Genomic DNA, 12489 nt, shown 5'->3' on the forward strand with positions numbered 1-12489 from the left:
ATACCCAAAGTAGTAGCTACGTGATGGCGAATTGCTTCGCATTTTCTGCAGGCGTGCCAGGTCGGAAAACCGCTTTCCAGGCTGTCGACCGGTCAATTTGTCGCAAGATTTTTCATGAAATATGCGGGTGAGCCTTGAGCGGGGGAGAGTGGAAGTGAACAATGTTCTCTTTCGTATTTCCGTCGAGATTGGCCATGATTTCCCGTTCCCGTCTGCTTGCCTGGCTGCCTGCCCTGTTGCTTGGCCCGGTACTGGCGCTGTGCAGCACCCCGACGCTGGCCGAAGCTCCGGCCGAGGCGACCAAGGCGTTGCATCTGCTGGACTACATCGGTGCCGACTACCCGCCAACCGTGCGCGACGGCAAGGTGGTGGACGACGGGGAATACCGCGAGCAACAGGAGTTCAGCGGCGTGCTGGCCGAGCTGGTCAAGGGGCTGCCCGAGCATGCCGAACGCGGCGCCCTGGAGCAGGGTGTCCAGAGCCTGCGCCAGGCCATCGACCAGCGACAGGATGGCGCCGGTGTTGCTCGCCAGGCCCGCCAGCTGGGTGCACGCCTGGCCGTGGCCTACGAGGTCAGCCAGGCACCGGTGATCACCCCGGACCCGGCCCGCGGTGCAGCGCTGTATGCCCAGAATTGCTCGATCTGCCACGGTGATACCGGCCTGGGCGATGGCCCGGCCGGCGTCGGCCTGGAGCCTGCGCCGGCCAACCTGCGCGATGTCGCGCGCCTCGACCAGCTCAGCCTGTTCGACCTGTACAACACCCTCGGGCTGGGCATCGAGGGCACCGAGATGCCCTCATTTGCCGACCAGCTCGACGAGCGTCAGCGCTGGGACGTGGCGGCCTACATCGCCAGCTTCACCGCCGATCCGCAGGCGGCCAAGAGCGACAAGACCTGGAATCTCGCCGACCTGGCCCGGCAGACCCCGGCCGAGGTTGCCGCCAGTGAAGGCGCAAACGCCGTGGCCGCGTTCCGCGCCCAGCGGGCGCAACCGCCGCAGGTCAAGCGTGGCCCGGCGCAACTGCTCGAGTACACCTCCAGCACCCTGGACAAGAGCCTGGCGGCTTACCGCGCTGGCGACCACGACCAGGCCTACGACTTGTCGGTGGCGGCTTACCTGGAAGGCTTCGAGCTGGTGGAAAGCTCGCTCGACAACATCGACACCCAGGCTCGCAAGGACACCGAGAAGTCGCTGATGGCCTACCGTCAGTCGCTGCAGGACGGCCTGCCGGTGGCCCAGGCCGACCAGCGCCTGGCCGAAGCCAAGGTCAAGCTCGAACAGGCCTCGAAGCTGCTGGGCAGCGATGGCCTGAGCTGGTCGTTGAGCTACATCTCTGGCCTGTTGATCCTGCTGCGCGAGGGCCTGGAGGCGATCCTGGTGCTGGCGGCGATCCTCGCCTTCCTGCGCAACACCGGCCAGCAGTCGGCGGTGCGCAGCGTCAACGTCGGCTGGGCCTTGGCGCTGGTCGCCGGTTTCGCCACCTGGGCCCTGGCGGCCTATGTGATCGATGTCGGTGGCGCGCAGCGTGAACTGCTCGAAGGTTGCACGGCGTTGTTCGCCGCGGTGATGGTGCTGTGGCTAGGCGTGTGGATGCACGACCGCCGCCACGCGGCCGCCTGGCAGGACTACATCAAGAGCAGCCTGGTCAGTGGCGGCGGGCGCTTCGGATTTGCCGTGCTGGCGTTCTTCTCGGTGTACCGCGAGCTGTTCGAGGTGATCCTGTTCTACGAGACCCTGTGGCTGCAGGCCGGCCCGGCTGGCCACCAGGCAGTTCTGGCAGGCGGTGCCACGGCGCTGGTGCTGCTGGTGGGCCTGGCCTGGGTAATTCTGCGCGGCTCGGCCAAGCTGCCGCTGTCGCTGTTCTTCAGCATCAACGCGGCTTTGCTCTGTGCGCTGTCGGTGGTGTTCGCCGGGCACGGCGTCAAGGCGCTGCAGGAGGCCGGCGTGCTGGGTACGCGGCCGGTGGCGTTCTTCGAGTTCGACTGGCTGGGGATCCACGCCGATCTCTACTCGCTGAGTGCGCAGGCGGTGGCGTTGCTGGCTATCGTGTTCCTCTATGGACGCAGCCGCTTGGCCGAGAAGCGCCGGGCGGCGGCCAGCTGAGTCCGTGCAGGGGGAGGGGGTGGGGTGCCTCCACCCCGCCCCGCAATGAGGCTGGGGCTGGCATAATGTCCGCCCGGAGTACAGGATTAATCCCATGCGTGTATGGATCGATGCCGACGCCTGCCCCAAGGCGGCCAAGGACCTGATCGTCAAGTTCGCCCTCAAGCGCAAGCTGGAGGTGGTGATGGTGGCCGGCCAGCCGCAGATCAAGCCGGCTTTCGCCTGCGTGCGGCTTATCGTGGTGCCCAGCGGCATGGACGCGGCCGACGACTACTTGGTGGACAATGCCGAGCCCGGCGAGCTGGTGATCTGCAGCGACGTGCCGCTGGCCGACCGCCTGATCAAGAAAGGCGTGGCCGCGCTGGACCCGCGTGGCCGCGAGTTCGACGAGCGCAACATGGGTGAGCGCCTGGCGGTGCGCAACCTGTTCACCGAACTGCGCGAGCAGGGGCAGGTGGGCGGCGGGCAGGCACCTTATGGCGAACGGGAGAAGCAGGCGTTCGCCAATGCCCTGGACCGGATTCTGGGACGGCTTTCCAAGCGTTAAGTACGTGGGGCTGCCGGTTCCCGCATCTGTAGGTGATCCTGTGGGAGCCGGCTTGCCGGCGATGGCCTGCGTAGCAGGCCTTCGAGGCCTTACTTGTCACCCTCGTGGGTCAGCTCCAGCACCCGGTCCACCAGCTTGTAGATGCCACCCGCAGCCTCGCTGATCGACTTGGCCAGCATGTACGCCGGGGTAGTCACCAGCTTGCGCTGGGTATCTTCGACGATATCGTGCACATCGCACTCTTCATGGGTGCCGCCCATCTTCACCACCGCCGCGCTGGTGCCGGCGTCAGTGCCGATGGTGCAGACCACGCCCGGCCCATAGATCTTCGCCGCCAAGGCCGGCGAGATGCAGATCAACCCGACCGGCTTGCAGGCATCGGCAAAGGCCTCGGCCAGCGCCAGCACGTCCGGTTGCACGGTGCAGTTGGCGCCTTCGATGGCAAAGTTCGACAGGTTCTTCGCCGCGCCGAAGCCTCCCGGCACGATCAGGGCGTCGAAGTCCTCGACCTTGGCTTCGCGAATGTCCTTCACCTCACCACGGGCAATGCGCGCCGACTCCACCAGCACATTGCGCGATTCCGGCATCTCTTCCCCGGTCAGGTGGTCGATCACATGCATCTGCGCGATGTTCGGCGCGAAGCACTGCACCTGGGCGCCGCGCTGGTCCAGGCGCAGCAGGGTGATCACGCTCTCATGGATTTCGGCGCCGTCGTACACGCCGCAACCGGACAGAATCACCGCAACTTTTTTTGTCATGCTCAATACTCCAGTGTCGAGGCGCTAAATGTCCTCTAGTTTGGCAGATGTAGCCATGGGATTTGCCCTTCGCCGGGCCTAATCTTCGTGAACAACCTTGGAGGTGGCCGTTCATGGACCTGATTCTGCTGGCCGTGCCGTTCTTCTTCGTGCTGATCGCGGTGGAGCTGATCGCCGACCGCGTGCGCGGGCGTCGCAACTACCAGCTTGCCGACTCGATCAACAGCCTGAGCACCGGTGCGCTGTCCACCAGCACCGGGCTGCTGACCAAAGGGGTGGGGCTGGTCACCTATGCCGTGGCATGGGAGCACCTGGCCTGGTTGCGGCTGCCGGCGGATGCCTGGTGGGTGTGGGTGGTCGCCTTCGTACTTTACGACCTCTGTTACTACTGGCTGCACCGCCTGGGCCACGAGCGCAACATCCTGTGGGCAGCGCACTCGGTGCATCACCAGAGCGAGGAGTACAACCTCACCACCGCCTTGCGCCAGACCAGTAGCGGGTTCTTGTTTTCCTGGATCTTCTACCTGCCGCTGGCGCTGCTGGGCGTGCCGCCCCTGGTGTTCATCACCGTGGCATCGCTGAACCTGCTGTACCAGTTCTGGGTGCACACCCGCCATGTGCCCAAGCTGGGCTGGCTCGAGTGGATTTTCATCACGCCGTCCAACCATCGTGTCCACCATGCGCAGAATCCTCTGTACTTGGATCGCAACTACGGCGGCGTGTTCATAATCTGGGACCGGCTGTTCGGCACCTTCCAGGAAGAGGACGAGCGCGAGCCGGTGATCTTTGGCGTGACCACGCCTTTGGCGAGCTGGAACCCGCTGTGGGCCAACGTGCAGTTCTATGCCCAGCTGTGGGACGACGCCCGGCGAACGGCCCGTTGGTGGGACAAGCTGCGCATCTGGTTCATGCCCACCGGCTGGCGGCCGGCGGACGTGGCCGCCGCTTATCCACAGGCCAAGCAGGACCTCGCCGCGTTTCGCAAGTTCGCGATCCCGCTGGGCGCTGCGCAGCAGCTGTACGTCACGGCGCAGTTCGCGGTCTACGTCGCGTTGGGCAGTTATCTGATGGAGGTGGCGGAGCAGGTGACGCCCGCGGCCCTGGCATTGGGCTGGATGGTGATGGCGTTCGGGCTGTTCGTGCTGGGCGTGGCGCTGGAAGACCGGGCCTGGGCAGGGCGCCTGGAACTGGCGCGCCTGCTGTCGAATGCGCCCGCGCTGTATCTGGCCGGCGCGCTTGGCTTAGTGCTGGTCACGCCGTTGTTCTGGCTGCTGCTGCTCGGCTACAGCTTGCTCAGCCTCGGCGGCCTGGCCCTCTGCCGCCGCGCGACGCTCGGCGCGGCTATTGCGAAAGCGCCGACGCAGCCAGAGCGCGAGGCCCAACACCAGCAGGCCGCCGAGCACCCATAACTCGTATTTCTTGATGCTGCCCAGCATGCCTTCGAGGATGGCGCCGAAGTGGTAGGCGGCCAGGCCCAGGGCCAGGGCCCAGACTGCGGCGCCGATGCCATTGAGCAGCAGGTAGCGGCGTGGCGGGTAGCCGGACAGGCCGATGGCCACCGGCATGACCGTGCGCAGGCCGTAGACGAAGCGGAAGCTCAGCACCCAGATGTCCGGATGGCGGCGGATATGCTCCAGCGCGCGGTCGCCCATGGCCTGCCAGCGAGGCTTGCGGGCGAGGATCTTGCGCCCATGGCGGCGGCCCATGAAGTACCACAGTTGGTCACCGGCGTAGCTGCCACAAAAGGCCACCAGGACTACCAGCTTGATATCCATGTATTCGCGGAACGCAAGAAACCCGGCGAGCACGAGGATCGTCTCGCCCTCGAAGAACGTGCCGAGAAAAAGGGCAAAATAGCCGAAATCGTTCAGGAATTGTTGAAGCATTTTCTGGCGTGCTGGCGAAATGAACGCGCAGCCTACCCCTTCGGGCGCGATCGGGAAAGTGTCCAAATGTGTCTCGACGTGAACATTTCCTACAAGGACAATGACTGCGGCCACAAGTCGCAGGGTTGCCCTCGGGTGTCACACAGGCGTCATAATGGCCGCTTATAACTGTCGCGCTCGCCCGCCTGCGCGGGCTCAGGAGTCTGCCGTGAGCTTTACCCCCGCCAATCGTCTGTTTCCTGCCACCCGTCTGCGTCGCAACCGTCGGGACGAATTTTCCCGTCGCCTGGTTCGCGAAAACACCCTGACTGTCGATGACCTGATTCTTCCGGTATTCGTACTGGACGGCGAAGGCCGCCGCGAAGAAGTGCCGTCCATGCCGGGCGTCGAGCGCCTGTCAATTGACCTGTTGCTGGAAGCCGCACAGGGGTGGGTAGAGCTGGGCCTTCCGGCGCTGGCGCTGTTCCCGGTGACCCCGACCGAAAAGAAATCCCTCGATGGCGCCGAAGCGTGGAACCCGGACGGCATCGCCCAGCGCGCCACCCGTGCCCTGCGTGCCCGCTTCCCGGAGCTGGGGGTGATCACCGACGTGGCCCTTGACCCGTTCACCACCCACGGTCAGGACGGCATCCTCGACGAGGAAGGCTACGTGCAGAACGACATCACCGTCGACGCGCTGGTGCGTCAGGCGCTGTCCCATGCCGAGGCTGGCGCCCAGGTAGTCGCCCCATCGGACATGATGGACGGCCGTCTTGGCGCGATCCGCGAAGCCCTCGAAGTTGCCGGCCACGTCAACGTGCGCATCATGGCCTACTCGGCCAAGTACGCCAGCGCCTACTACGGCCCGTTCCGCGATGCGGTCGGCTCGGCGCTGAACCTGGGCAAGGCCAACAAGGCCTCCTACCAGATGGATCCGGCCAACAGCGACGAGGCCTTGCACGAAGTGGCCACCGACCTCGCCGAAGGCGCCGACATGGTCATGGTCAAGCCGGGCATGCCGTACCTGGACATCGTTCACCGGGTGAAGACCGAGTTCAAGGTGCCGACCTTCGTCTATCAGGTCAGCGGCGAGTACGCCATGCACATGGCCGCGATCCAGAACGGCTGGCTCAGCGAAGCCGTGATCCTTGAATCCCTCACCGCATTCAAACGGGCAGGCGCCGATGGCATCCTGACCTATTTCGCCGTGCGTGCCGCTCAAATGATGAGAGGGCAGTAACGCTCTCCAGGAACGTCAGATGAATAACGAAGTGCTCAACCCTGTCGCGATCAAGGATGCCCAGGCCGTGCCCGAAGAGATGGTGCAGACGCCGCCCGACCTGCCGGCGGTAGCGCAGCCGGAACCTGTCGCTGAAGCCACCCCTGCTCCAGCGCCTGCGCCGGCTCCGGCGATCGCCGTGCCGAGCCTGGACGACAGCAGCCTGTACATTCATCGCGAGCTTTCGCAGCTGCAGTTCAATATCCGCGTGCTGGAGCAGGCGCTGGACGAGTCGTACCCGCTGCTCGAGCGCCTGAAGTTCCTGTTGATCTTCTCCAGCAACCTGGACGAGTTCTTCGAAATCCGCGTGGCCGGCCTGAAGAAGCAGATCAACTTCGCCCGCGAACAGGCCGGCGCCGACGGCCTGCAGCCGCACCAGGCGCTGGCGCGCATCAGCGAGCTGGTGCATCTCGAAGTGGATCGCCAGTACGCGATCCTCAACGACGTGCTGCTGCCGGAGCTGGAAAAACACGCCATTCGCTTTATCCGCCGCCGTTACTGGACGCCCAAGCTCAAGACCTGGGTACGGCGCTTCTTCCGCGACGAGATCGCGCCGATCATCACCCCGATCGGCCTCGACCCGACCCACCCGTTCCCGCTGCTGGTGAACAAGAGCCTGAACTTCATCGTCGAGCTCGAGGGTGTCGACGCCTTCGGCCGCGATTCGGGCCTGGCGATCATTCCGGCACCGCGCCTGCTGCCGCGGGTAATCCGCGTGCCGGAAGACGTGGGTGGGCCTGGCGACAACTATGTGTTCCTGTCGTCGATGATCCATGCCCATGCCGATGACCTGTTCCAGGGCATGAAGGTCAAGGGTTGCTACCAGTTCCGCCTGACCCGTAACGCCGACCTGGCGCTGGACTCCGAAGAAGTCGACGACCTGGCCCGGGCCCTGCGCGGCGAGCTGTTCTCGCGCCGCTACGGCGATGCGGTGCGCCTCGAGGTGGCCGATACTTGCCCGAAACACCTCTCCGACTACCTGCTCAAGCAGTTCAGCCTGAGCGAGAGCGAGCTGTACCAGGTCAACGGCCCGGTCAACCTGACCCGCCTGTTCAGCATCACCGGGCTCGACAGCCACCCGGAGCTGCAGTACACGCCGTTCACCCCGGCGATCCCCAAGCTGCTCGTCAATGCCGACAACATCTTCAGCGTGATCGGCAAGCAGGACGTGTTGCTGATGCACCCGTTCGAGTCGTTCACCCCGGTGATCGACCTGCTGCGCCAGGCCGCCAAGGACCCGCACGTACTTGCCGTGCGCCAGACGCTCTATCGCTCGGGCGCCAACTCGGAGATCGTCGACGCCCTGGTGGACGCCGCGCGTAACGGCAAGGAGGTCACTGCGGTGATCGAATTGCGCGCCCGCTTCGACGAAGAGTCCAACCTGCAGATGGCCAGCCGCCTGCAGGCCGCTGGCGCGGTGGTGATCTACGGGGTGGTCGGTTTCAAGACCCACGCCAAGATGATGCTGATCCTGCGCCGCGAGCAGGGCGAGATCGTCCGTTACGCGCACCTGGGGACCGGCAACTACCACGCCGGCAACGCCCGCCTGTACACCGACTACAGCCTGCTGACCTCCGACGACGCCCTCACCGAAGACGTCGGCAAACTGTTCAGCCAGTTGATCGGCATGGGCAAGACCCTGCGCATGAAGAAGCTGCTGCACGCGCCCTTCACCCTGAAGAAGGGCATGCTCGACATGATCGCCCGGGAGACCCAGTTCGCCCTGGAGGGCAAGCCGGCACACATCATCGCCAAGTTCAATTCGCTGACCGACGCCAAGATCATCAAGGCGCTGTACAAGGCCAGCCAGTCGGGCGTGCGCATCGACCTGGTGGTGCGCGGCATGTGCTGCCTGCGTCCGGGCATCCCGGGCGTTTCGCACAACATCCATGTGCGCTCGATCATCGGCCGCTTCCTCGAGCACACCCGGGTGTTCTATTTCCTCAATGGCGGCGAGGAGCAGATCTACCTGTCCAGTGCCGACTGGATGGAGCGCAACCTCGACAAGCGCGTCGAGACCTGCTTCCCGGTGGAAGGCAAGAAGCTGTTGCTACGGGTCAAGAAGGAACTGGAAGGCTACCTGACCGACAACACCCAGGCCTGGACCTTGCAGCCGGACGGGCGCTACGTGCGCAGCACCCCGACCGGCAACCAGAACCCGCGCAGTGCCCAGGCGACCCTGCTGGAGCGCCTGAGCAACCCGGTGCTCAACGTACGCTGAGGACGAAGCCGACCCGGGCCAGCCACTCCGCCTCGTTGGCGAAGTCGGCCTGGGTCAGCTGGTTCTGTTCCAGCCAGTTGCCAGGGAAAACCACTTCCAGGCTGTTGTCGCCAGCGTGCAGCACCACTTTCGGCATCTGCTGGGTGCCGCGGATGTGGTGGAAGAGGATGGCGAAGCGCAGCAGTACGCACAGGCGGATCAGCTTGATGCCTTCGTCGCCGAACTCGGCGAACTTGTCCTTGGGAATGTTGCGGCGATGGCCGCGCACCAGCAGTGCCATCATCTGCTGGTCTTCGCGGGAGAAGCCGGACAGGTCGGAGTGCTCGATCAGGTAGGCTCCGTGCTTGTGGTAGTGATAATGGGCGATATCCAAGCCAACTTCATGCACTTTCGCCGCCCAACCCAGAAGATCGCGCCAGTTGCCCTCTTCTAGGTCCCATGCCTTGGCCACTTGATCGAAGGCGTGCAGCGCCTTGCGCTCCACGCGTGCGGCCTGACCTTGATCGACGTGGTAGCGCTCCATCAGCGAGTTCAGGGTGCGCTCGCGCACGTCCTCGTGGTGGTGGCGGCCCAGCAGGTCGAACAGCACGCCCTCACGCAGGGCACCGTCGCAGTGCTCCATGCGCTGCAGCTCCAGCGCGTCGAAGATCGCCTCGAGGATGGCCAGCCCCGCCGGGAAGATGGTGCGGCGATCGGGCTTGACCCCTTCGAAGTCGATCTTGTCGGTCTCGCCCAGCTTGAACAGCTTGCGCTTGACCCAGGCCAGGCCCTCGGCGTTGACCTCGCCATTGCCCAGGCCGCCGGACTTGATGGCGGCGCCGATGGCACGGATGGTCCCGGATGAGCCGATCGCCTCGTCCCAGGTCAGGCGGTGCAGGGCGTTCTCGATGCTCATCAGCTCCAGGCGCGCGGCGGTGTAGGCCTGGGCGTAGCGCGCCGGGGTGATCTTGCCGTCGCGGAAATAACGCTGGGTGAAGCTGACGCAGCCCATTTGCAGGCTTTCGCGCAGCAGCGGCTCGAAACGCTGGCCGATGATGAACTCGGTGCTGCCGCCGCCGATGTCGGCGACCAGGCGCTTGCCCGGGGTGTCGGCCAGGGTGTGGGACACGCCCAGGTAGATCAGGCGCGCCTCTTCACGGCCGGAAATGACCTCGACCGGGTGGCCGAGGATGGCCTCGGCGCGCAGGATGAATTCGTTGCGGTTGCGTGCTTCGCGCAAGGCGTTGGTGCCGACGATGCGCACCGCGCCCTGCGGCATGCCGTTGATCAGTTGGGCGAAGCGCTTGAGGCATTCCAGGCCGCGTTGCATGGCTTCTTCGCTGAGCCTGCGCTCATCGTCGATGCCGGCGGCGAGCTGAACCTTTTCTCCAAGCCTTTCGAGGATGCGGATTTCCGTGTGATGGGCCTTGGCCACGACCATGTGGAAGCTGTTGGAGCCCAGGTCGATGGCGGCGATCAGAGACAGGTTCTTCGCGGTGGTATGCGGCATGGTCTGGAGGTTCTCGGTCGTTAACCCGGCAATCGTGCCACGATCGTGGTCCTACGCCAACGAGCGGCACTGCAAGGCTTGATGCATGGCAATGTCATAGCAATGTTATGACCGTGATATGACAGTTTCGATTCGTGGCGTCTTGCACCACTATAGTTACACTCAATCGTCTGTGGCTTCCTGTCGCGCCTGGGTGCGGCTATGATGGGCAACGTTTTTTGTGCTTACGACCTGGAGATATCCATGAGCAGCGATCTTATCAAACATGTCACCGACGCCAGCTTCGAAGCCGACGTACTCAAGGCTGAAGGCGCGGTGCTGGTCGACTACTGGGCTGAATGGTGCGGCCCATGCAAGATGATCGCGCCGGTACTGGACGACATCGCTTCGGAATATCAAGGCAAGGTGACCATCGCCAAGCTGAACATCGACGAAAACCAGGAAACTCCGGCCAAGCACGGCGTGCGTGGTATTCCGACGCTGATGCTGTTCAAGAACGGCAACGTCGAGGCCACCAAGGTCGGCGCGTTGTCCAAGTCGCAGCTCAAAGCGTTCCTCGACGCCAGCCTGTGATGTGAAGAAGCCCCGCAAATGCGGGGCTTTTCTTTATCTGTTGTAGGTGGTTTTCCTGAGGGCTGGCGAGCCCCGGCCTTGCGACCATCCAGTCGGATAGCCCCGTAAAACACTGGCCAAAACCACTAGACGTCGAAAAAAGCAAGTGTTACATTCGGTCTCGCACTGCTTCTCCAGTGCCCTCTGCACGCCGTCGCCGAAGCATCCCTAATTCGAATCAGTACGCGATCCTGTCGCCATCTAGCGGCGCGGCCTCATTAAGCCAACTGCTTAATTTTTCCCTTCCTTACATGATTACGTCACTCCCCTTATGAACCTGACAGAACTCAAGCAAAAGCCGATTACCGATCTTTTGGAAATGGCCGAACAGATGGGCATCGAAAACATGGCCCGTTCGCGCAAACAGGACGTGATTTTCGCCCTGCTGAAAAAGCATGCGAAAAGCGGCGAAGAGATCTCGGGTGACGGCGTGCTGGAGATTCTCCAGGATGGTTTCGGTTTCCTGCGTTCGGCGGATGCCTCTTACCTGGCCGGCCCTGATGACATCTACGTTTCGCCCAGCCAGATCCGTCGCTTCAACTTGCGCACCGGCGACACCATCGTCGGCAAGATCCGCCCACCGAAGGAAGGCGAGCGTTACTTCGCGCTGCTGAAGGTTGATACCATCAACTTCGACCGTCCGGAAAACGCGAAGAACAAGATCCTGTTCGAAAACCTGACGCCGCTGTTCCCCAACAAGCGCCTGAAGATGGAAGCCGGTAACGGCTCCACCGAAGACCTCACCGGTCGCGTCATCGACCTGTGCGCCCCGATCGGCAAAGGCCAGCGTGGCCTGATCGTCGCACCGCCGAAAGCCGGTAAGACCATCATGCTGCAGAACATCGCAGCCAACATTACCCGTAACAACCCCGAGTGCCACCTGATCGTCCTGCTGATCGACGAGCGCCCGGAAGAAGTGACCGAGATGCAGCGCACCGTGCGCGGCGAAGTGGTCGCTTCGACCTTTGACGAGCCGCCGACCCGCCACGTGCAGGTTGCCGAGATGGTCATCGAGAAGGCCAAGCGCCTGGTCGAGCACAAGAAAGACGTGGTCATCCTGCTCGACTCCATCACCCGTCTGGCACGTGCCTACAACACCGTGATCCCGAGCTCCGGCAAGGTGCTGACCGGTGGTGTCGACGCCCACGCCCTGGAAAAGCCGAAGCGCTTCTTCGGTGCCGCCCGTAACATCGAGGAAGGCGGTTCGCTGACCATCATCGCCACCGCGCTGGTCGAAACCGGCTCGAAGATGGACGAGGTGATCTACGAAGAGTTCAAGGGTACCGGCAACATGGAGCTGCCCCTGGACCGCCGCATCGCCGAGAAGCGTGTGTTCCCGGCCATCAACATCAACAAGTCCGGTACCCGTCGCGAAGAGCTGCTGACCGCCGACGACGAACTGCAGCGCATGTGGATCCTGCGCAAGCTGCTGCACCCGATGGACGAGATCGCCGCCATCGAGTTCCTGGTCGACAAGCTCAAGCAGACCAAGACCAACGATGAGTTCTTCCTGTCGATGAAGCGCAAGTAAGCGTTTCAGGCTGGAACTGATTGGGGCTGCTTCGCAGCCCATCGCCGGCAAGCCGGCTCCCACAGGGCTCACATACAACCTG

At 63.7% G+C, this 12489-nt stretch carries 9 protein-coding genes and 1 pseudogene; 7 read left to right on the plus strand and 3 right to left on the minus strand.

Going from position 1 to position 12489, the window contains the following annotated elements; genetic code table 11:
• The first annotated feature begins 161 nt into the window (after positions 1 to 161).
• Together ACVWY1_RS23070 and ACVWY1_RS23075 are read left to right on the plus strand one after the other, a co-directional pair.
• A complete protein-coding gene (locus ACVWY1_RS23070; RefSeq protein ID WP_277502460.1) occupies positions 162 to 2105 on the plus strand; it encodes a cytochrome c/FTR1 family iron permease in 1944 nt (647 codons plus the stop codon).
• A 94-nt stretch (positions 2106 to 2199) separates the two neighbouring features.
• Positions 2200 to 2652, plus strand: a complete 453-nt coding sequence (locus ACVWY1_RS23075; protein ID WP_023630873.1) for a YaiI/YqxD family protein — start codon at positions 2200 to 2202, stop codon at positions 2650 to 2652.
• 89 nt (positions 2653 to 2741) lie between these two features.
• Here ACVWY1_RS23075 and elbB read toward each other — a convergent pair whose 3' ends face one another.
• The gene (gene elbB / locus ACVWY1_RS23080; RefSeq protein WP_102684975.1) at positions 2742 to 3410 is read right to left on the minus strand and encodes an isoprenoid biosynthesis glyoxalase ElbB; all 669 of its coding nucleotides are present in this window, start codon (positions 3408 to 3410) and stop codon (positions 2742 to 2744) included.
• 113 nt (positions 3411 to 3523) lie between these two features.
• Between elbB and ACVWY1_RS23085 the strand changes: the two are divergent.
• Positions 3524 to 4150 (plus strand): annotated as a pseudogene (locus tag ACVWY1_RS23085) (sterol desaturase family protein); the annotation flags it as partial.
• A gap of 501 nt (positions 4151 to 4651) precedes the next feature.
• On the opposite strand, the gene ACVWY1_RS23090 reads toward ACVWY1_RS23085, so the two are convergent.
• Positions 4652 to 5296 carry a DedA family protein gene (locus ACVWY1_RS23090; RefSeq protein WP_173862468.1) on the minus strand — a complete coding sequence of 215 codons (645 nt, stop codon included), beginning with the start codon at positions 5294 to 5296 and terminating at the stop codon, positions 4652 to 4654.
• 208 nt (positions 5297 to 5504) lie between these two features.
• On the opposite strand from ACVWY1_RS23090, the gene hemB reads away from it, so the two are divergent.
• Together hemB and ppk1 are read left to right on the plus strand one after the other, a co-directional pair.
• Entirely contained in the window at positions 5505 to 6515 is a 1011-nt protein-coding gene (hemB, locus tag ACVWY1_RS23095; protein ID WP_457378801.1) for a porphobilinogen synthase, read from the plus strand.
• A 79-nt stretch (positions 6516 to 6594) separates the two neighbouring features.
• Entirely contained in the window at positions 6595 to 8775 is a 2181-nt protein-coding gene (gene ppk1 / locus ACVWY1_RS23100) for a polyphosphate kinase 1 (RefSeq protein WP_457378806.1), read from the plus strand.
• Here the strand turns inward: ppk1 and ppx are convergent.
• The gene (gene ppx / locus ACVWY1_RS23105; protein WP_102684972.1) at positions 8762 to 10264 is read right to left on the minus strand and encodes an exopolyphosphatase; all 1503 of its coding nucleotides are present in this window, start codon (positions 10262 to 10264) and stop codon (positions 8762 to 8764) included. The two genes, ppk1 and ppx, sit on opposite strands and share 14 nt — an antisense overlap.
• A gap of 243 nt (positions 10265 to 10507) precedes the next feature.
• Here ppx and trxA point away from each other — a divergent pair, with 243 nt between their 5' ends.
• Positions 10508 to 10837, plus strand: coding sequence for a thioredoxin TrxA (gene trxA / locus ACVWY1_RS23110; protein WP_046857535.1), 330 nt, complete (start codon positions 10508 to 10510; stop codon positions 10835 to 10837).
• A 310-nt stretch (positions 10838 to 11147) separates the two neighbouring features.
• A complete protein-coding gene (gene rho / locus ACVWY1_RS23115) occupies positions 11148 to 12407 on the plus strand; it encodes a transcription termination factor Rho (protein WP_011536308.1) in 1260 nt (419 codons plus the stop codon).
• Positions 12408 to 12489 lie beyond the last annotated feature (82 nt).

The sequence above is a fragment of the Pseudomonas sp. TE6288 genome, assembly GCF_054062095.1.

Excerpts from the sequence above, each read along its gene's own strand:
- ACVWY1_RS23070 (WP_277502460.1), top strand. The coding sequence starts at position 162 with ATGTTCTCTTTCGTATTTCCGTCGAGATTGGCCATGATTTCCCGTTCC.
- ACVWY1_RS23075 (WP_023630873.1), top strand. The coding sequence starts at position 2,200 with ATGCGTGTATGGATCGATGCCGACGCCTGCCCCAAGGCGGCCAAGGAC.
- elbB (WP_102684975.1), bottom strand. The coding sequence starts at position 3,410 with ATGACAAAAAAAGTTGCGGTGATTCTGTCCGGTTGCGGCGTGTACGAC.
- ACVWY1_RS23090 (WP_173862468.1), bottom strand. The coding sequence starts at position 5,296 with ATGCTTCAACAATTCCTGAACGATTTCGGCTATTTTGCCCTTTTTCTC.
- ppk1 (WP_457378806.1), top strand. The coding sequence starts at position 6,595 with ATGGTGCAGACGCCGCCCGACCTGCCGGCGGTAGCGCAGCCGGAACCT.
- ppx (WP_102684972.1), bottom strand. The coding sequence starts at position 10,264 with ATGCCGCATACCACCGCGAAGAACCTGTCTCTGATCGCCGCCATCGAC.
- trxA (WP_046857535.1), top strand. The coding sequence starts at position 10,508 with ATGAGCAGCGATCTTATCAAACATGTCACCGACGCCAGCTTCGAAGCC.
- rho (WP_011536308.1), top strand. The coding sequence starts at position 11,148 with ATGAACCTGACAGAACTCAAGCAAAAGCCGATTACCGATCTTTTGGAA.